The sequence below is a fragment of the Nostoc sp. FACHB-133 genome, from assembly GCF_014698055.1.
GTDB lineage: Bacteria > Cyanobacteriota > Cyanobacteriia > Cyanobacteriales > Nostocaceae > Nostoc.
Window position 1 is genome coordinate 93,039 of record NZ_JACJSH010000003.1, and the last position, 20,078, is coordinate 113,116.

16 protein-coding genes are annotated in these 20,078 nt (G+C 40.1%); 8 read left to right on the forward strand and 8 right to left on the reverse strand.

The window, feature by feature from the left end; genetic code table 11:
* The first annotated feature begins 52 nt into the window (after nucleotides 1-52).
* From H6G86_RS03765 to H6G86_RS03780, 4 genes are all read left to right on the forward strand, one after another.
* On the forward strand, nucleotides 53-1,231 hold the full coding sequence (locus tag H6G86_RS03765; RefSeq protein WP_190933182.1) for a hydroxymethylglutaryl-CoA lyase-like TIM-barrel protein: 1,179 nt from the start codon (nucleotides 53-55) through the stop codon (nucleotides 1,229-1,231).
* Between the two features lie 202 nt (nucleotides 1,232-1,433).
* Nucleotides 1,434-3,461, forward strand: a complete 2,028-nt coding sequence (locus tag H6G86_RS03770; protein WP_190933183.1) for an ABC transporter ATP-binding protein/permease — start codon at nucleotides 1,434-1,436, stop codon at nucleotides 3,459-3,461.
* Between the two features lie 30 nt (nucleotides 3,462-3,491).
* Nucleotides 3,492-5,210 carry a GUN4 domain-containing protein gene (locus H6G86_RS03775; protein ID WP_190933184.1) on the forward strand — a complete coding sequence of 573 codons (1,719 nt, stop codon included), beginning with the start codon at nucleotides 3,492-3,494 and terminating at the stop codon, nucleotides 5,208-5,210.
* A 25-nt stretch (nucleotides 5,211-5,235) separates the two neighbouring features.
* Nucleotides 5,236-5,664: a hypothetical protein gene (locus H6G86_RS03780; protein WP_190933185.1), complete on the forward strand. Its 429-nt coding sequence runs from the start codon at nucleotides 5,236-5,238 to the stop codon at nucleotides 5,662-5,664.
* Nucleotides 5,665-5,735: 71 nt separating this feature from the next.
* On the opposite strand, the gene H6G86_RS03785 is transcribed toward H6G86_RS03780, so the two are convergent.
* The 6 genes from H6G86_RS03785 to H6G86_RS03810 form a co-directional block, all read right to left on the reverse strand.
* On the reverse strand, nucleotides 5,736-6,326 hold the full coding sequence (locus tag H6G86_RS03785; protein WP_190933186.1) for a Uma2 family endonuclease: 591 nt from the start codon (nucleotides 6,324-6,326) through the stop codon (nucleotides 5,736-5,738).
* Between the two features lie 249 nt (nucleotides 6,327-6,575).
* Nucleotides 6,576-7,310 carry an HAD family hydrolase gene (locus H6G86_RS03790; RefSeq protein WP_190933187.1) on the reverse strand — a complete coding sequence of 245 codons (735 nt, stop codon included), beginning with the start codon at nucleotides 7,308-7,310 and terminating at the stop codon, nucleotides 6,576-6,578.
* A gap of 152 nt (nucleotides 7,311-7,462) precedes the next feature.
* Nucleotides 7,463-8,578, reverse strand: a complete 1,116-nt coding sequence (locus H6G86_RS03795) for a 30S ribosomal protein S1 (protein ID WP_190933188.1) — start codon at nucleotides 8,576-8,578, stop codon at nucleotides 7,463-7,465.
* A gap of 297 nt (nucleotides 8,579-8,875) precedes the next feature.
* Nucleotides 8,876-8,983 (reverse strand): photosystem II reaction center protein T, encoded by a 108-nt coding sequence (locus H6G86_RS03800; RefSeq protein WP_012409025.1) that lies wholly within the window; start codon nucleotides 8,981-8,983, stop codon nucleotides 8,876-8,878.
* A 117-nt stretch (nucleotides 8,984-9,100) separates the two neighbouring features.
* Complete coding sequence (gene psbB, locus H6G86_RS03805; RefSeq protein WP_190933189.1) at nucleotides 9,101-10,630, reverse strand: photosystem II chlorophyll-binding protein CP47; 1,530 nt, start codon at nucleotides 10,628-10,630, stop codon at nucleotides 9,101-9,103.
* 506 nt (nucleotides 10,631-11,136) lie between these two features.
* Nucleotides 11,137-11,463 (reverse strand): hypothetical protein, encoded by a 327-nt coding sequence (locus tag H6G86_RS03810; protein ID WP_190933190.1) that lies wholly within the window; start codon nucleotides 11,461-11,463, stop codon nucleotides 11,137-11,139.
* A gap of 299 nt (nucleotides 11,464-11,762) precedes the next feature.
* Between H6G86_RS03810 and H6G86_RS03815 the strand changes: the two genes are divergently transcribed.
* From H6G86_RS03815 to H6G86_RS03830, 4 genes are all read left to right on the forward strand, one after another.
* Nucleotides 11,763-12,629 carry a DNA adenine methylase gene (locus tag H6G86_RS03815; protein ID WP_190933191.1) on the forward strand — a complete coding sequence of 289 codons (867 nt, stop codon included), beginning with the start codon at nucleotides 11,763-11,765 and terminating at the stop codon, nucleotides 12,627-12,629.
* Nucleotides 12,630-12,842: 213 nt separating this feature from the next.
* Complete coding sequence (locus tag H6G86_RS03820; RefSeq protein WP_190933192.1) at nucleotides 12,843-14,495, forward strand: ABC transporter substrate-binding protein; 1,653 nt, start codon at nucleotides 12,843-12,845, stop codon at nucleotides 14,493-14,495.
* 69 nt (nucleotides 14,496-14,564) lie between these two features.
* A complete protein-coding gene (locus H6G86_RS03825) occupies nucleotides 14,565-15,590 on the forward strand; it encodes an ABC transporter permease (RefSeq protein ID WP_190933193.1) in 1,026 nt (341 codons plus the stop codon).
* A gap of 227 nt (nucleotides 15,591-15,817) precedes the next feature.
* Entirely contained in the window at nucleotides 15,818-16,315 is a 498-nt protein-coding gene (locus H6G86_RS03830; RefSeq protein WP_242064677.1) for a hypothetical protein, read from the forward strand.
* Between the two features lie 64 nt (nucleotides 16,316-16,379).
* Here the strand turns inward: H6G86_RS03830 and H6G86_RS03835 are convergent, their stop codons facing one another.
* Together H6G86_RS03835 and H6G86_RS03840 are read right to left on the reverse strand one after the other, a co-directional pair.
* Nucleotides 16,380-16,556, reverse strand: coding sequence for a hypothetical protein (locus H6G86_RS03835; RefSeq protein ID WP_190933351.1), 177 nt, complete (start codon nucleotides 16,554-16,556; stop codon nucleotides 16,380-16,382).
* A gap of 170 nt (nucleotides 16,557-16,726) precedes the next feature.
* Nucleotides 16,727-19,897 carry an efflux RND transporter permease subunit gene (locus tag H6G86_RS03840; RefSeq protein WP_190933194.1) on the reverse strand — a complete coding sequence of 1,057 codons (3,171 nt, stop codon included), beginning with the start codon at nucleotides 19,895-19,897 and terminating at the stop codon, nucleotides 16,727-16,729.
* Between the last annotated feature and the right edge of the window lie 181 nt (nucleotides 19,898-20,078).

Genomic DNA, 20,078 nt, shown 5'->3' on the forward strand with positions numbered 1-20,078 from the left:
CTATTCTTACCCTTTCTTTAGTCCACTATAAAATGATTCTGCAATAGGTATAATGGAAACTATTTCTATCAGAATTTCCGATGAAACCCTGCGTGATGGAGAACAACAAGCAGGCATTTTCTTCTCTTATCCAACTAAACAAAAACTTGCTTATTCCATTGCTCAAACGGGAGTACATGGACTTGCTATCATGCCCAGTGTTTGTAAACAAGAAGAAGAATTAGTCAAATCATTAGTATTAGAAGGATTGGATAGTCTGCTCACTGCTTGTACCTTAATGGGAAAGGAGTACATTGATAAAGCCAAAATGTACGGAGTTAAGCGCATTATCCTTTTTTACGGTCTTTCCGATCGCCTGCTGTTTTTGCGAGATCCTCAGATTCGTTTGTTGAACGAGTTTAAAGGAAAAACCATTGATGACAATATCCCAGCAAAAGTAATCGAGATAATTCGCCAAAACGCTATTGATACAATTGTCGAAAATTTGCGCTATGCCACTAAAGTTGCTGGTCTTAGGGTAGACTTTGCCGCCGAGGATGCCTCAAGAGCCGATTTTGACTTTTTAGTGCAATGTATTCGCTCATGCAGCCCTTATATTGAAAACTTTTTGCTTTGTGATACGGTCGGAGTCCTGAGTCCAGAAAAGAGCTATATCTGGGTTAATGATCTGCTCCAACGTACAACAGGCGTTGCTTTCGGGGTACACTACCACAATGACATGGGCTTGGCTCTCGAAAATACTCTCCAGTCCGTTATGGCCGGAGCGACTTTAGTATCGGGTACATTTTCCGGGATTGGTGAGAGAGCCGGAAACGTTGCGATCGAGCAGGTATTAAATGGGTTGCGAGTCCGTTTCGGAATCGAAGTCAAAGGGATTAATTATGATGCGATCGCCGCAGTGACTAATTACATTGAGCAACTGGGGATTCGTCCTGCTCCCCCTTACTCTCAAACTGCTCAACGCCACGAATCAGGTATCCATGTCAATTCTTTGTTTAGCGATCCTCAAAGCTATGCTGCTTTGCGTTACAGCACTATAGAAGTTCTCTTCGGCAAATGGAGTGGAGTCAGTAATTTTCAATATCTATTTGAAAAGCAATTACAAAATCCCCAACCTAGAAATCAATATGAAAAAATGCGTTCAGTGATCAAATCTCTTGCTGTTGAGCAAGAACGTTATTTTACAGCCAACGAGGTATTAGAGTTATGGAAAAATGGGGTTTTTAAATAATCAATGCTCTCACATAGTAGCTCGCTACTGTCATGGGATGGGAAAAATATCCGCGAGCTACATCCTACACCTAAAACATATAGAGTTTGCTTGCACATTACTGTAAAACCCTAAAAGCATTGCAAAACAAAGAATGTAGTCAATATAGTAAAATACCAAAATTATTCAGTCAGCCTCAAGAGTCTTAACTGATTTCTAGAATATGCAATCTAAAACCGTTCATAATCAATCCCTAATCAATACCCCTTCAGCTTTTACTCAATTTTGGGAAGATATCAAAGCGATCGCAGGGCCTTACTGGTATCCCACAGAGGCATGGGGACGAGCATTTTCAGACGTGATTCGTGCATGGGGAATGCTCATTATCCTGATATTATTAATAATAATGCTTGTCGGCGTAACAGCCTTTAATAGTTTTGTTAGCCGCTATTTGCTAGATATCATTACTGAAGAAAAAGATATTAATGAATTTATTAATACATTATTAGTTTATGGTGTTGCCCTTATCTGCGTAACACTCTTAGTCGGATTTTCTAAATTTGTTAGAAAAAAAATCGCTCTTGATTGGTATCAATGGCTAAATAATCATGTTTTAGAAAAATATTTAAGTAATCGTGCCTATTATAAAATCAATTTTAAATCCGATATTGATAATCCAGATCAACGAATATCCCAAGAAATCGAACCTTTAATCAGAAATGCTCTCACGTTTTCGGCTACTTTCCTAGAAAAAGTTCTGGAAATGGCAACTTTTTTAATAATTATCTGGTCTCTTTCCCAATTTGTTGCAGTTGTATTGGTTGTTTATACGATAATAGGCAATTTAATTGCTGTTTATTTGGCTCAAGAATTGAATAAAATTAAACAAGAGGAACTCGAATTTGATGCAAACTATGCTTATAGCCTTACTCATGTACGTAATCACGCTGAATCAATAGCTTTCTTTCAGGGAGAAAAAAAAGAATTAAATATAATCCAGCAAAGATTTAATAATATTATTCAAAGTGCTAAACGCAAGATTAATTGGGAGTTAACTCAGGATATTTTTAACAGAGGATATCAGGCGGTTATCCAAATATTTCCATTTATAGTATTCGGGCCTTTACAGATTAGAGGTGAAATTGAATTTGGAGAAATTGCTCAAGCCAGTTTAGCTTGTAATTTGTTTGCTACTGCTATGGCAGAATTAATTAGAGAATTTGCAACTTCGGGACGATTTTCTAGTTACGTTAAACGTTTGGGTGAGTTTACAGATGCGTTAGAATTTGTTACCAAAGAACCAGAGAAAGTAAGTACTATTAAAACAATAGAAGAAAACCATCTCGCTTTCGAGAATATCACTTTACAAACACCCAACTATGAACAGGTGATTGTTGAAGATTTATCACTTTCTGTTCAACCCGGAGAAGGTTTATTGATTGTTGGCCCCAGTGGTCGAGGTAAAAGTTCTCTGTTGAGAGCGATCGCTGGCTTGTGGAATGCAGGTACTGGTCGTCTAGTGCGACCTCCATTAGAAGAAGTGTTATTTTTACCCCAACGTCCTTATATAATTTTGGGAACTTTGCGTGAACAATTACTCTATCCTAATACAACTCGTAAGATGACCGATGCAGAACTCAAAGAAGTTTTGCAACAAGTCAACCTACAAAACTTATTGAGTCGAGTAGATGGCTTTGATACAGAAGTTCCTTGGGAGAACATATTATCACTAGGAGAACAACAACGCCTTGCATTTGCACGACTACTAATTACTCATCCTAGATTTACTATATTAGATGAAGCAACAAGTGCTTTAGATTTGAAAAACGAAGAGAGTTTATATCAACAGTTGCAAAAGACAAAAACAACTTTTATCAGTGTTGGACATAGAGAAAGTTTGTTTAATTATCATCAATGGGTTTTGGAGCTATCAGGAGATTCTAGCTGGCAAATTATTAGCGTACAGGATTATCAACTACAAAAAGCAAAAGAAGTTGTCATTAATGTTCCTAAAAAGCCTGAAATCACAATAGATGTTTTACCCAAAAATGAATCCCAAACTAAACCAGAAATATCTATCGAGATAGGTACAATCGAAGGTCTTTCTCATAAGGAAATGCAGACATTAACAGACTGTAGCATTAACACCATCAGAAGCAAGGCTAGCCTTGGGAAGTCTATTACTGCTAATGATGGCTTTACCTACCGCTATGACAAAAACCCAAAGGTGTTGAAATGGGTAAGAGATTAACGAATATTTTTACTTTTTAAAATCAAGGTCATGCTAACTAAACAGCAAAGACAACTAATTACTTACAAGACTATTTCAATTTATGAAAGAACCTATCAATTACCAGTTCTAAAAAATAATGCTGTAAAAATAGTTCAAAAAAAAATTAGAGAACGTCAAAGATTAATTAAAGAAGGCGTTCGATATCGTCATCAGCTTGGCGGGATAATTAAGCGAAAAGAAGAAATTAGCCAAGGAGAAGTTTTTCAGGAAATTCAATTATTTATTAAAGATTACAGCCATATTATTGATTTTTTAGAAAATTACAAGGATAACTATCATGATTTTTTATTAAATCTTGCGGATGACTTAAAAGAATTATTTAAACAAAAATATTTGGCTATAAAAAGCTTAGAAGACGAAAGAAGTAAATTAGAGCTAAAAAATCATAAAAATCCGAAAATACTTGATGAGCTAACATGGGAAAAGCAAGAAAATCTCAAAGCAGTTTTGCTACTGAGTAATGCTTATTTCTTAATGCTAGAAAAAATAAAATTGCTTGGTGAAGGGATTAAAAACCTTGCAGAAGATACAAGAAATCAAAAAGAAGTTCTTCAGCAAATAGTAAAAGATTTAGAAGTATATCAAGAGATTTACGAATATCAAAGAAAAGCCTATAAAATTCGTCAAGAAATAGCTAAAATTGCCCACACTGCAATCAACCTTGAAAATTCTTTACAAGATTACTTTAGTCCCTTTCAATCTTTAATAGATGAAGTCATAAAAGTAGATGAATATTTTTATGCAACTGTTGGAGATATTAAAAATTTAGGTGATAATATTTTAAAGCATCAATCAAACTTATTTAATCTGGAAAAAAACCAGGCTATTTCTGAAAGTTTTCTCGATTTTATGGTGACAAGTTATGAGAAAAAAGCCAGATTAAAAGATGCTTTTATTCAATCTCAATTATTAGATTGGCAAATCCATAATTTTGATTTGAGCGAAAATGGTGTCTTTTTAGACAAAGGCATTGATTTAATATCTAACTATATATCCAAGCAACTAACAGATCAAAGAAAAGCGCTAAGTATAGCAGAAGTAAATTTTGTCTCTATAGATTCTCTATCTCCTGTTGAAGAAACAGGATTGATAGGACTGACTAATAGCAATGTTACGTTGCCAAAAAAATTTCCCAGCAATAAAGGTATTGATTATACCCAATTGCGGGATCTCCTAGCACAACATCATTGGAAAGAGGCTGATATTGAAACCACTAAAATAATGCTAAAAGTCATGAGTAAAAATTATTGGAATGAAGTTTATAAAGAAGATATTGATAACTTTTCTTGTCAAGACCTTCACACTATTGATCAACTTTGGGATCAATATAGTTATGGCTATTTCGGCTTCACTGTTCAGCAAACTATCTGGAGCGAAATGGGTGGTCAGGTAGACTACGAAACAGAAAAAAGACTTGGCGATCGCCTTGGTTGGCGAAAAGAGGGAAACTGGTTAGACTATGAGCAACTAACTTTTAAATTGTCCCCTATGACACCGATGGGACACTTACCAGCCCAATGGTTACACTACGATCAACATAGTTTTGACTTATCCCCAAAATCATCTACAGAACACCTTTCAATGGGAGCTTGGCGGGTCAAGTCTTGGTTAGTTTGGCAGATGCATTTATTCTTTTCTCGTATAAAAAGTTGTCACGAAACTTTCTTATGCGATAATCGCACATTTATTAAGAATAGGAAAAATTAGAGCTAAAGCTCATTTGAGGATAAACATGAGTAATAGTAAGCATTCTGATATAGAAATAGAAATTTTACTTTTTGGAAAATGGCGTTTTGATACGTCTTCCGAAAAAGTTACTATTGAATTTAAAGATGATATGACTTATGAACAAACCACGGTTCAAACATTGCTTTTCTCTAAACCTAAAGAACTTATAACAGGGAATAAATTTACTGGGGTATGGTATGTAAGTCAAAAAAAATTGTATTTAAATGTTAAAACTATGCCAAAGTCCTTTTTGAATTTAAGAATACCACTAGTTTTTAAGATATCTATTGCAGATATGGTGGCTACTTTAGGTTCGGTGCTTATGGTAGAAAATTATGAAGTTATGAAAATTAATAGTTCTAAATTTTTAATTAAGGATAAAGATCAATCAATTCTTGGGACAAAAATAAATAATATTAATATTAGAAAGTAACTGTATTTTGTCACTCTGGGTATGCTTACGGCGGACTTCAAGACGTTATTTTTAATAAAATTAACTCTCAACTAAGATGTAATTACAATTACGGGCGGTAACATTTCTAAAACCGTAATGCTCAAGTCAGGAAACTCTAAAGGTGAAATAGTCGCATCTTCTGCCAAAATCACTTCACTTTGATAGCCATCCTGAGTTGGTTCTCGAAAGACGTGCAATTGACGACTAACCACATCTAACACCCAATAATCTGTAATTCCCACTTGCGAGTAGGCTTTAGCTTTGATTTCGCAGTCTAGTTTCAGGCTGCTATCTGCTACTTCAATAATCAGATAAACTTCTTTTGGAGTGGGATGGTGGTCTGCGTAGTCTAGTGGATCTACTTTAACGACAGCTATATCCGGTTCTGGTTCAGATCGTGCGTTTAACTTTACTGGGTCTTGAATACATACCCAAGCCCGATTCCTCAAACTATTTTGCAGTAATCTATCTGTTCTCCCCACTGCTGAACGATGGGCTGTCCCTTTAGCAATCATCCAAATAATCTTTCCTTCTAGGAGTTCTACTCGTTCATCTGCACCAAAAATCCCAGCCTCAGCCATCCGATGGTATTCTTCAACTGTCCACAGGCGAAGCCTTAACGTCGTTTCTGTGTTTTGCATGGCTTGTTTTGCAATTGTGAGAAGTAATTAATATTTTAGCCTGTTTTACTTGACATAAGAAAAATAGTATGATAGACGCAAGATATTTCGCTTTAGTCAATTTAACCTAAAATCGGCTGTTAGAAACCGCATCTATAAAGTCAAAACCCGCGCAGACGGGTTTCAGACTCTTGATTTAACCTTAGCCCAAATCGGTGTAACTCTTGTTTATGTTCCTGTAACCTCTGCGAATTCAACTTGTTAAGGCTGCTAATCTTCTAAAATTTGGATTTCATCAAGTTGATTAATCACCACATCTGCACCTCGGACATTATCTGACTTACCCACCCAAGTGATACCAATACAACCTGCGGCTTTAGCATCACGTGCCATTTCCATATCGCCAACTGCATCACCTACCATCAAGGTAGCACCTGGTTCAACTCCCAATGCTTCGCAAGCTTGCAAAAATAGGACTGGATCTGGTTTGCTCGGCCCCTCATCTACTCCCATTTTTAACTGTATATAATCGCTTAATTGGTGATGCGCTACAAATTTATTTACTTCATCGGTTGTTGCAGCTGAGAGGATACCGAGTTTTAAGCCTCCTTTGCGTAGGTATTTCAACAAGTCTAAGCTACCCACAAATAGCGGTGAAGGAGTTTGTTCGATATATTTTTCTGCTTCATCCAAAGCTTGACGAGCTATTTTTAAGGACTCAAACCATCCTTTTCCTGTTTCGGCAATATATGCCGCAGCCGCAACTTCTGTTTCGCGGCGACTCGCTACCGATATCAAGCCTGCCGGATCTAGAAGATTGCCATTGATGCCAAATGCCATTAATAGGGGTTCCCCAGTTCCAGGGATTTGAGCATCTATTAATCTTGTTGCCTTTTGTGCGAGCGATCGCAAATACGTTTCTGAATCTTCTAGAGTACCGTTTTTGTCAAACAAAATTGCCTGGATATTATCAAAAGTGATTTTTCTACATTTAATAGTTGCCACAATATTTCACCCCACTTATTTAGTCAGGAGTTATGAGTTTTTATTCTTAACCCCTACCTGTTGCCAATTTTCCACATAAAAAAAGAGGGAAAACCCTCTTTATACAATGATTTAATACTCTTACTTAAAAACAAGTAAAACTATAAAATGTATTATTCTTCAATAGCTGCTGGAATTTCTTCTTCAGTTTCCGTGGCTGCTGGAATCTCTTCTTGAACTTCCGCAACTACTGGAGTTACTTCTTCAATTTCTGCTACTGGTGGAATTTCTTCTAGTTCTGCTGCTGGTGGAATCTCGTCTTCAAGTTCTGTTGCTGGTGGAATATCTTCTTCTGCTAAAACATCAGCAGGCGCAGCAGTAGCACCTTGTTGCTTGGCTAACAGTTGTTCACGATATTTAGCAGCCATTTCTTCTGCCTTATCGTAAACCAAATCCCGGTTTTTAATCATGTCGCCGGGTTCGGGTTCTAGCTGCTTGGTAGATAGGGAAATGCGACCCCTTTCTGCATCCAAGTCAATGATCATCACTTTCACTTCATCATTGACATTGAACACGCTATGAGGTGTATCAATATGTTCGTGGGAAATCTCAGAAATGTGTAGTAGACCACTGACACCACCAATATCGATGAAAGCACCGTAGGGTTTGATACCACGAACTGTACCAATCACTACTTCCCCGACTTCTAGGCGGTTCATCTTGCGTTCAACCAACGCCCGACGATGAGATAGAACTAAGCGGTTACGTTCTTCATCCACCTCTAGGAATTTCAATGGCAGTTCTTCGCCTACCAATTCTTCTTTAGGTTTGCGAGTACTGATGTGAGAACCTGGGATAAAGCCACGTAATCCTTCAATCCTTACCAATGCACCACCGCGATTGGTTGCAAACACGCCAGAACGGACAGTGGCATCTTCTGCTTGCAGCTGTCGCACGCGTTCCCAAGCCCGCATATATTCAATACGGCGAATGGAAAGGGTTAATTGACCATCTTCGTTTTCATCGGTAAGGATGAAAAACTCACGCGTTTCGTTTGACTGTAAGACTTCTTCCGGGCTATCCACCCGGTTAATAGACATTTCTTGTATAGGAATATATGCTGCGGTTTTAGCACCAATGTCAATCAGAGCGCCGCGCGGCTCTATACTGAAAACTGTTCCTGGCACAACATCGCCAGGGCTAAAATGATAATCGTATTTGTCAAGTAGAGCAGCGAAATCTTCGTGAGTGAATCCAATTTCTGTAGCGGTTAAATTCTGATTGACCATGCTGATTTGTTCCTGGTTCTAGTCTCCGTAAAGGTTGTGCGACAAGCGCGATGTACTATGTAAGCAGTTCTATGGCAGTTTACACTTAACATCCTTTTTCATCCTAGCGCAGAAAAGCTAGTATTAACACATATCTACTCCCAAGATTGGAAATTATATCACAATATAAAAATGATTGGTTATTTACTTAGTATTTAAAATTAACAAAGGACAAACACAATAATATCCGTTGCTCCTACAATTAGTAGCAACGGATACTAACTTCTTTAAATCAGCTAAAGGTCTGGTAATTAGGATCTACTTATCTTTTGGTTTCTCAAAGCGAGGGGGTTCGCGAAATGCGATCGCAAAAAAGATAGTACCTATACACAGAGTAAAAATCAAGATGTACGCAACGCTTTCCATATTATGAATACCTGCCTATCCAGCTAGTTAATGAGGGATTAGGGATTAGGGATTAGGTACTGGGTATTGGGGATTTGGAAAAGTCTTGCCAGTCCCCAGTCCCCAGTCCCCAGTATCTTAAAGGGCTTCCTTCCGGCGGGTTGACTTGTCACCCACTTTCTGGAACAGCCCCCATTCAACTTGCTCTTCTAGATCCGCATCAACACCGGCAAATACATCTCGGTAGATTGTCCGAGAGCCATGCCAGAGATGACCAAAGAAGAACAGCAGAGCAAATACAGCGTGTCCAAAGGTAAACCAACCTCTAGGACTGGTGCGGAATACACCATCAGAGTTCAAGGTTTCGCGGTCAAATTCAAAGATTTCGCCACCTTGAGCTTTACGGGCATACTTCTTCACATCAGCTGGTTCTGTAAAGGTTTTACCATTCAGATCGCCACCATAGAAGCTGACGGTGACACCAGATTGCTCGAAGCTATACTTTGATTCTGCCCGACGGAAGGGAATGTCAGCGCGGACAATTCCATCAGCATCGGTCAAAATTACTGGGAAGGTTTCAAAGAAGTTGGGGAGACGACGCACGGTCAATTCCCGTCCTTCAGAATCTTTGAATACAGCGTGACCTTGCCAAGATTGGGCAATACCATCACCCTTCACCATCGGCCCTGTACGGAATAGACCGCCTTTAGCGGGGCTATTACCGACGTAATCATAGAAAGCTAGTTTTTCAGGAATCTGCGACCAAGCTTGGTCAAGGGTTGCACCTTGAGCAACGTCAGTTTGGACGCGGCGCTGAATTTCTTGACGGAAGTAGCCTTGATCCCATTGGTAACGGGTAGGCCCAAACAATTCGATGGGAGTGGCAGCGTTTCCGTACCACATAGTACCAGCAACAACGAAAGCAGCAAAGAAGACTGCTGCAATACTGCTAGAAAGTACTGTTTCAATGTTCCCCATCCGTAGGGCTTTGTAGAGCCGTTCAGGGGGTCTAACTGTGAGGTGGAATAACCCTGCAATAATACCAACAACACCAGCCGCAATGTGGTGAGCCGCAATGCCACCAGGGTTATATGGGTTAAAACCATCTGGGCCCCATTCCGGTGCTACTCCCTGGGCAGCCCCAGTTATACCATAAGCATCAGAAACCCATATCCCCGGCCCAAATAGTCCGGTGACGTGAAAAGCACCAAAGCCAAAACAAAGTAGACCAGATAAGAACAGGTGAATGCCAAACATTTTTGGCAAGTCTAGAGCAGGTTCACCAGTGCGGGGATCTCTAAAGAGTTCCAAATCCCAGTAAACCCAATGCCATACGGCAGCTAGGAATAAAAGACCGGAAAGAACAATGTGAGCCGCAGCAACGCCTTCAAATGACCAAAAGCCAGGATCACTTGCTGGGCCACCAGTAACGTTCCAACCACCCCAAGATTGGGTAACGCCCAAACGCGACATGAAGGGTAGGACGAACATCCCTTGCCGCCACATCGGATTGAGAATTGGATCGCTAGGGTCATAAACAGCCAGTTCGTAGAGTGCCATCGAACCAGCCCAGCCTGCTACTAAAGCTGTGTGCATCAGGTGTACAGAAATCAGTCGCCCTGGATCATTCAGAACGACTGTATGTACTCGGTACCAGGGTAGTCCCATCGACTACGCTCCTCCTCGATGAGTTAGTTTACAAAGCAATTTTCTTACTGAGATTCTAAGGAACGAAATTCGCCACTCAGAAAACTCTCTCTTGTTTTTTGTTATTGCCAGAGCCAGAGTACTACCACAGTTAGTCTTATAAGTCAGACAGCGTGGGTGCTTTGACAATGCTTACTCGCTTCGGGAGGTTTACCTTGTAGGGTAGCCACCGCCAAGCAAAAAATGAGAATGTTTTAAAAAGTGTAACTATTGATGGAATTGTTTGCAAGCGTGTAAATTGATGCGATCGCGTAGCATCTCAAAGTTTTTTCGCTACCAATCCCTCTTGGAGATTAAATTTACTTATCTTACTTATCTTTAACTTTATGAGGGGGGCGGGGAGAAAGGAGGCAGGGGAGACAAGGGGACAAGGGGACAAGAGGTGAGAACTTGAAACAAGTCTTTCCCCTTGTCCTCTTGCCCATGCCCAATACCCAATACCCAATACCCAATACCCAATACCGATCCTACTGAACCACCAAATGGATATTTTGCAGTTGGCACTTCGCCTCAGCTGTGTTTAAACGTTCAATTACCTGTTCAGAACTCATCAAACGCTTGAGTACTACTTGACCTATGGTAGTAGCGGCTGTGACTGGTATTGTCGGTTTCACTTCTATGGTTAAAATGGCTTCTTCAACTCGATAAAGCCATAGCAATTCGTTTTCTTCCACTAAACAAATATTCATTCGCTGAATATCTGGTTGCCGTCGCCATGCAGTTACTTGCCAGAGTCCATCAGATGCCCAGACTCTAGCAACTGCCCATCCCTCAGATAGAAAGAAATACTTCACGTTGTTAGTCTCACTATTAAACTTTCAATCTGCTGTTTACGATTACGATATCGTAGATTATTTGTTAATTATGTATAACTAATAATAATTTAAATCAAAGGTGTTTAAATTATTATTACTCAATTTTAATAAAAATAAATTATTCTTTGTATTGAATTTAGCTCAGTACAAAAAATGACAAGATTGCATATTTAAATATTCAGCTAATAGTTGTATTTTGTTACTCATTTTACAATAAATTTAATGTATGCTTTGGATACTAAATGCCAAGCATAACATTAGGAATATTTTAGATAACTATGGACAAACCGATAAACTCACCATTTAGATATCCTGGTGGCAAATTTTATGCTCGACATTTGATTCTTAATCATATTCCTTCTCACTCTTATTATGTTGAACCTTTTGCCGGGGGTGGTTCTATTTTTTTTGTAAAAGATAAAGTAAATATTAATTGGCTCAATGATATTGATGAATTATTAATAAATACCTTATTAACAATTCGAGATCAACCAGAAGAATTAATCAAATTTTTAGCAGGGGAATCCGCCACGAAAGAAAGACATACATATTACAAAAATGAATTCATTCCACAAAATAAATTAGAACAAGCTGGTAGATGGTTTTACCTTAACAGAACCTCCTACTCTGGGATTATGAAGCATCAAAACTGTTATTGGGGATATGGTGACAAATACAGTATGCGTCCAGAGAATTGGCCCAGAAACATACGTCGAACTTCAGAGAAACTTCAAAACGTTAAAATTACTAATCTCGATTTTGAAGAAGTTATCGAATCTGTACCTAATGGATCTTTTTTATTTATTGATCCTCCTTATTTCAATGCAGATCAAGATAAACTTTATGCTCATTCATTTTCTAAAGACGATCATTTCAGGCTATGCCAAATATTAAATAGATATAAGGAAAAAATAAAATTTCTTCTAACTTACGACAATAGCAACGCAATTAGAAATCTATATGAATGGGCATTGGAAATACACGACAAAGAATGGAATTATACAATTAGTAGAAGTGACGATCAAAAAAATGGGAGAAGTAAGCAAGATAACTTGAAAGGCGAACGATATAAGGGGAAAGAAATTTTTATATTAAACTACTCTTCTCTTGACTCTACTTCTCCCAATTCGGAACAGTTAATTTAAAAGTTTGAAGTATTATGATGAGATAAAGTTCTACATATTATAGTAAGCATTTAATTATTTTTACTTAATCATCCTGAATACACATAAATTTATCTATTCGAGCAAAATCCTCTAGAAAAACTATCTAGAGTAGTAATTAATTGTAAAGTTTTCTATAAAACTAGCAAATATATAGTATGATCACTGACTTCTGATTACATGAAATTTAACTGTATGACCTGGTTTTCCTTGTCCGTGCAACGGTGGGGTCGGATTACAAAATTCCTATCTTTGTTCTGTCTATGCTTATTTTTAGTTGTTAGTTGCGCTCCTCGTCCACAGCCTTCTACGCCACCATCAGGTTCTGTAAATAGCCCTACAGGTGATGGCCGTATTACTATAGGTACAACAGCAAAGCCGAGAACCCTTGATCCAGCTGATGCTTATGAGTTAGCATCCTTGGGTTTGGTGTTTAATATGAGCGATCGCCTCTACACCTACGAACCAGGTAGTACGGAAATTAAGCCCCAGCTTGCTACAGCATTACCTAAGGTCAGTCAAGATGCCTTAACTTATACCATTCCCTTACGTCAGGGAGTTGTTTTTCACGATGGGACTCCTTTCAACGCCGAAGCAATGGCGTTTACCATCAACCGCTTTATTCAAAATAAAGGAAAACCTTCATTCTTACTAGGTGATATAGTAGATTCGGTAAAAAGTACAAGTGAGTATGAGTTAACCATTAAGCTGAAAAAGCCATTTGCAGCCTTTCCTTCACTGCTAGCGTTTCCTGGGGTATGTGCAGTTTCGCCAAAAGCTTACGAACTCGGTGCTGGTAAATTTAAGCCGAATATTTTTGTGGGAACTGGCCCTTACAAGTTAGCGCAGTATGGTACTGATTCAATAAGATTTGATACGTTTGATAAATATTGGGGAGAAAAACCAGCTAACAAAGGTGTTAACCTCCAAATTCAAACTAGTCCGGTTAATTTGTTTAATGCTTTCCGTACAGGCGCTGTAGATGTGGCTTATCTATCGCTACAGCCAGATCAAAATCGGAGCTTAGAAGAAGGTGGTAAAAAAGGGGATTGGCAAGCGATCGCAGCTGAAGGTAGTGTAGTAAGCTATCTGGTATTGAACCGGAATCAAAAGCCTTTAGATAAATTAGAAGTCAGACAAGCGATCGCGTCAATAATTGACCGTCCACTCTTAAATGAGCGGGCCTTACTTGGTCAAGCAGATCCGCTTTATAGCATGATTCCCACAACATTTAATGTTTCTGTGCCATTATTCAAAGATGCTTATGGCGATGCTAACTTTGATCAAGCTAAAAAATTGTTAACTACAGCTGGTTTCTCGAAAGAAAATCCAGCAAAAATCCAAATTTGGTATCCTTCTAGTTCGCCTACTCGTAGTTTGGCAGCACAGACGCTCAAATCTCTTGTAGATGCCAAAATGGATGGAATTCTGCAATTTGAAGTTACCCCTGCTGAAGGCCCGACATTTTTTAAAGACATTGCCAAAGGATTATATCCAGGAGCTTTACTTGATTGGTATCCAGACTTTTTAGATCCAGATAATTACGTCCAGCCATTTTTGTCTTGTGACAAAGGTTCAGTTGTTAAAGGATGTGAAGATGGAGGCAGTCAAACTCAGGGTTCGTTCTACTATAACGAAGCGATGAATAAACTGATTGATCAACAACGAAAAGAACTAAATCCTGAAGCGCGTCAGAAAATTTTTGGAGAAATTCAAAAGCAAGTAACTGCTGATGTACCTTATGTTCCCTTATGGCAAAGCAAAGACTATGTATTTGCCCAAAAAGGTGTGAACAGCGTACAACTTAACCCAACCCAAATTCTGGTTTACCAGACAATTAAAAAGTAGTCATTAGTCCTCTGTCATTTGTCATTTGTAAAAATAAATGGCAAATGACAAATAACAAATAACTAAAATATGTCTCGCTCTAAAGCTTTACAATATTACATAGTTTCTCGGTTGCTTCTTGCACCACTTCAGCTATTAACAATTATCACCATTGTCTTTCTCTTATTAAGAGCAACACCAGGAGATCCCGCAGATGCAATTCTCGGTGGACGTGCGCCGGAAGCTGCAAAAGAAGAATTGCGGAAACAACTAGGTTTAAACTTTCCTTTGTGGCTACAATATCTCAATTATTTGGGAAGCATACTGCGCTTTGACTTGGGAACATCTTTAATGAGTCGCGGACAGAATGTTTGGGACATAATTGGGCAATATTTCCCGGCGACGGTGGAGTTAGCAGTATGTAGTATGGCGGTTGCACTCATCGTCGGAATTGCGGTTGGGACTCTTTCAGCTTCTCGTCCTGGGACATATTTTGATGTTGGTGGGCGCTTGTTTGGGATTATCACCTACGCACTCCCTATGTTTTGGGCGGGAATGCTTTTGCAGTTGATTTTCTCAGTCCAACTGGGTTGGTTTCCCAATTCCAACCGCTTTCCACCTAATCTTCCGGCTCCCACTCCTGTTACGGGATTGTATACACTTGATAGCTTACTCGGTGGAAATCTCACCCAGTTTTTCACATCTTTGCACCATCTTGCCCTACCGAGTCTGACTTTGGGAATTTTGCTGAGTGGGATTTTTGAGCGAATTGTGCGAGTGAATTTAAAACAAACCTTGCAAGCTGATTATGTAGAAGCAGCTAGAGCCAGAGGTATTGGTGAAAATAAGATTTTAGCCTCCCATGCCTTAAAGAATGCTCTAATTCCAGTAATTACAGTGTTGGGATTAACTTTTGCCTCTCTGTTAGGTGGGGCGATTTTGACAGAAGTGACATTTTCTTGGCCTGGGTTAGCGAATCGACTCTATCAAGCGATCGCCGATCGTGATTATCCCACAGTCCAGGGAGTGCTAGTCTTTTTTGGTGCGATCGTTGTCAGCGCCAGCATTTTAATTGATATTTTAAATGCTTATGTAGATCCGCGAATTCGCTACTAGCAAAAAGTTCTTAATTATTTCTAACCTTCTTGTGGGGTGGGCCAGAAAGCCATTGGTGTCAAGTTAAGAAAAATAGAAACTTGTCAAGTGGGTAAAACTCAATGGTTAAACTCAACATAAAGGTGTTGAGAATAGGCATGAGTAAGCCACGCAAAAAACAAGGAAATCCAGATTTTCGACATCGGGTAACTTGCCCAGCCCCAACAAGCTAAGAGATAGAATCAAGGTTGATTGAGCTATTAAGTCCAGAGACATTTGCCAATCTCAAAGATATAAAAGACAAAGAGCGGAATTTGCGAGCGCGAGTACTAACCCTACCCGTGATGGCAGCAATAGTATTGAGTTTAGTGTATAGACAAATACAGCATTTCACAGATGTGTTGCGCTGCCTAGAAGTTGAAGGATTATTGTGGGCAGAGGCAATATCTGTGAGTCGGCAAGCCCGACCTCAACGTTTGGAGAGCCTGCCATCAGACCTGTTTATCAAGCTGTTTGAGCAAGTAATAGAGCGTCTAGCAGCCAAGAAAAACAAAAATGAAGTTGCACCAATGCGGGTATCAGTAGCATCATCGTTCAATGCAGTATGGATTGCGGATGCCTCAACCTTAGAAGCAGTCAAAAAACATTTGGGACAACTTCAACAAAAAACAGGGGCAGTTATTAGGGGGAAAGATGCTGATGGTAGTGGAAGCATTTACTCATCGCCCAGTAGCAGCTTTTTTTGATGTCTTATCTGTTGGTTGGTGGCATTAATGGCGTGCAAATGCAAGTGTATGCTACTTGGATTTTTTATGCAGTACTCAATGATTTGTGCGCTGATGTTGCTGTGGCTTTAAATAACTTGCGTCGTTTTTCTACACTCAGAGTCACCAGAAAAGGCAACTTTGCTTGGATAATCGCAAAGGCTGCTTTAATTTCTTGGATATCTGCTGGGGTAAGGGAGCCTGTAATGTTTTGGTAAGCCATTGGTTATTTACTGTGGTAAATCTGTTTGTTATGATTCCCACTGGTAAATGCGATCGCACAATAGTTAAGAAGACGCGATAAATCGCCGTCTCTACAATCAATCTTTTGTAGAGACGGCGATTTATCGCGTCTTTGATTATTGAGGATTTATCGCGTCTTTATTATTTTTATTAACGCGATGGTTTCTTACCAAAGCCATAGCGCAATCTATCCATAATCCAAGTTTGGAAGTTGTCAATGTAGCTAAATATCACTGGCACTACTACCAGTGTCAGCAGGGTGGAAGTTGTGAAACCGCCCATAATGGCAATTCCCATTGGTTGCCGAACTTCAGAACCTGCGCCAATTCCTAATGCTAGGGGCAGTATCCCAGCGATCGTTGCCAGAGAAGTCATTAAAATCGGACGCAGACGTGACACGCCAGCTTCTACGAGTGCCTGACGCTGAGTTTTGCCTTCTTGCATGTTGATGATTGTATAGTCCACCAACAGAATCGAGTTTTTGGTGACAATCCCTAACAGCAACACGATACCAATTAAGGCATATATCCCCAATGGCTTTTGAGCAACCATCAAGGCTACTAGTGCGCCGCCTAAACAAAAAGGCAAGGCCGCCATAATCGATAATGGATGCAGAAAGTTGTTATACAGCAACACCAGAATCGCATAGATACACATTAATGCCAGCCCCAACGCGCCACCAAAGCGCCCAAAAATCTCTTGCATAATTTTGGCACTACCAGAGGGTTGCTGTACTACCCCTGGCGGTAAGTTTTGCATTACAGGTAGTTTGTTGATTGTTTCTACAGCCTCTCCCAAAGAAATCCCTTGCAAATTGGCTTCTACGGCAACTTGACGGGCGCGATCGTAACGGTTGATGGTAGCAGGGCCACTACCAAAACGGATATCTGCAACAGCCACGAGGGGAATCAATTTGCCATTTTGATTGGGGACTTGGAGATTGGTGATTGTGTTAATGTCAGCCCGGACTTTTGGATCGATTTGCACGCGAATGGGGATTTGCCGATCGCTTAAATTAAATTTTGCCAAGTTGGCCTCATTATCGCCGATGGTGGCAAGAGAAGCTGTCCGAGCGATCGCTTGTACTGTCACTCCCAAATCTGCTGCCCGTTGTGGGTTAGGAATTACTAAAATCTCTGGTTTAACCAAACTCGCAGTCGAAGACACTTCTACCAATCCTGGTAGCGATCGCATTTGCTTTTCTAAGGCATCAGCTGCTTGATTCAATGCTTCGGGATTTTCACTCCTGAGAACAATTGATAAACCTTTCCGACTATCTCCTGGTGACTGACTTTGAAAACTAATTCTAGCTCCTGGTATTTGCTCAAAGGTAGGGCGTACTTGTTCCTCAAACTGTTTTTGGGAAATATTTCGTTCTTCTCTGGGTTTGAGATTAATTGCCAGATTTGCAGAATTGATCTCTTCGGTTGCTAATACACGTTCAACGACTGGATTTTCCCGGATGAGGTTAGTCGCTTGTGTAACTACCTTATTAACATCTTCTAATGTCGAACCAGGAGGTAATTCTATAGATACGTTAGAAATCCCAAAGTCGCCATCATCAACGAAACCCTTGGGAATTAAAGGAACCAGCATCAGACTGGCAATGAAGAAAGCTAAAGCGATCGCCATTGTGGTCAATCTATGGCGTAACGCCCATTGTAATAACGATCTATAAGGTTGAAACCCCCGACGATTTTCAGTTCTGAGTGTTTTGTTTCCCTGCTTTCTACTTGGGAGTGCAAACTTGAAATTAAACAATCTTATTACTCCCCCTGCTCCCCTGCTCCCCCGGTTACTGAGCGCAGTCGAAGTATGCTCCCCTGCCTCTCCACTCCCCTCTTCCTTCAAAAGATACGCCCCCATCATCGGCGTAACCATCCGCGCGACAAGAGTTGAGAAAATTGTGGAAACGGCAACGGTAACACCAAATGGTTGGAAAAATTGCCCCGGAATCCCACCCATAAAAGCAACGGGCATAAACACGGCAATAATGGTTGCTGAACTTGCGATTACCGCTAATCCTACTTCGTCGGCAGATTCAAAAGCAGCATCCCAAGCTGATTTGCCCATAGCGATATGCCGTTCCATGTTTTCAATTTCTACCACGGCATCATCTACCAAGTTGCCCACCGCCAGCGCTAATGCCAACAAAGTCATGTTGTTGAGGGTGTAACCAAGGGCTTGCTGCACTGCGAAGGTGGGAATTATTGACAAGGGTAAGGCAACAGCCGTAATTAATGTTGCTCGCCAGTCCCGCAAAAATACTAAAATAACGATGACAGCCAGCACCGAAGCTTGAATTAATTCATCAATGGTGCTTTGGTAAGATTGGCGAACAACATCGGCTCTAGTAAAAATCAAATCTAGTTTGACATCTGCGGGAAGTGTTTTTTCTAGTTCTTTGACTGCTGCTTTAATTCCTTGTTCTACTGTCACCAGAACGCTGCCAGTACTACGCAACACTTGGAAAGCTACCACAGGTTGATTATTTAAGGTAGCGGCTTGGCGCACATCACCAAATTTATCTTCTATAGTTCCCAAACTGGATAAGGGTACTGAACCCCCTTGTGGTAAAAGAATTTCGTAGGTTTTCAAAATATCCACACTGGCGGCACTTCCTAATGTGCGGATACTTTGTTCGCTACCACCGACTTCGGCCCGTCCGCCAGGTAAGTTAATGTTTAAATCGCGGATTTGGTCGTTTACCTGAGTGGCGGTGATACCCAGAGATTGTAAGCGGCTGGGATTCAGGTTAATCCGAATTTCTCGGTCAACTCCACCCACACGTTGAATTTGGGCGACACCACGAACTCCCAACAAGGCGCGGCTAATGGTTTGATCGACAATATTGCTTAATTCTTCTACAGAACGCTTATCTGATTTAACTGCGTAAGTAATCACCGGGCCGCCGGCAAAGTCCAGACGTTCCACAATTGGATCGTTAATCTCTTGGGGTAAATCTTGGCGAATTTGAGCGATCGCATTGCGGACATCATTGGTGGCGCGATCGCTATCTGTGCCCAAAACAAAATTGATTGTCGTCTTAGAATTCCCATCGCTGACGGTGGAAATCATGTAATCGATATTACCCAACCCCGCGACGGCATCTTCAATTTTTTTCGTCACTTGGGATTCTAGTTCGGCTGGGCCTGCACCTGGTTGGGTGACTTTGATCGAAACTGTTGGGACATCAATATTTGGGTTAGTATCAATCCCCAAGGATAAAAAGGAGAACCAACCCACAACCGTCAAAATTAAAAATAAAACTATCGTAGGAACAGGTTTTTTAATTGACCAAGCTGAGATATTAAAAGACATGAGAAAATTTTAGATTTTAGATTTGTCATTAGTCATTGGTCATTAGTCATTAGTCATTAGTCATTGGTCATTAGTCATTGGTCATTTGTCATTCCCTGTTTACGCCGTGTGCAACTTTCTCTCAGACCTAACCCCCAACCCCTTCCCTACAAGGGAAGGGGAGCAATAATCAAAGCCTATC

Coding starts and splice junctions, on each gene's coding strand:
- H6G86_RS03770 (WP_190933183.1), top strand. CDS start 1,434: ATGCAATCTAAAACCGTTCATAATCAATCCCTAATCAATACCCCTTCA.
- psbB (WP_190933189.1), bottom strand. CDS start 10,630: ATGGGACTACCCTGGTACCGAGTACATACAGTCGTTCTGAATGATCCA.
- H6G86_RS03785 (WP_190933186.1), bottom strand. CDS start 6,326: ATGCAAAACACAGAAACGACGTTAAGGCTTCGCCTGTGGACAGTTGAA.
- H6G86_RS03780 (WP_190933185.1), top strand. CDS start 5,236: ATGAGTAATAGTAAGCATTCTGATATAGAAATAGAAATTTTACTTTTT.
- H6G86_RS03820 (WP_190933192.1), top strand. CDS start 12,843: ATGACCTGGTTTTCCTTGTCCGTGCAACGGTGGGGTCGGATTACAAAA.
- H6G86_RS03765 (WP_190933182.1), top strand. CDS start 53: ATGGAAACTATTTCTATCAGAATTTCCGATGAAACCCTGCGTGATGGA.
- H6G86_RS03840 (WP_190933194.1), bottom strand. CDS start 19,897: ATGTCTTTTAATATCTCAGCTTGGTCAATTAAAAAACCTGTTCCTACG.
- H6G86_RS03800 (WP_012409025.1), bottom strand. CDS start 8,983: ATGGAAAGCGTTGCGTACATCTTGATTTTTACTCTGTGTATAGGTACT.
- H6G86_RS03835 (WP_190933351.1), bottom strand. CDS start 16,556: ATGGCTTACCAAAACATTACAGGCTCCCTTACCCCAGCAGATATCCAA.
- H6G86_RS03815 (WP_190933191.1), top strand. CDS start 11,763: ATGGACAAACCGATAAACTCACCATTTAGATATCCTGGTGGCAAATTT.
- H6G86_RS03795 (WP_190933188.1), bottom strand. CDS start 8,578: ATGGTCAATCAGAATTTAACCGCTACAGAAATTGGATTCACTCACGAA.
- H6G86_RS03825 (WP_190933193.1), top strand. CDS start 14,565: ATGTCTCGCTCTAAAGCTTTACAATATTACATAGTTTCTCGGTTGCTT.
- H6G86_RS03775 (WP_190933184.1), top strand. CDS start 3,492: ATGCTAACTAAACAGCAAAGACAACTAATTACTTACAAGACTATTTCA.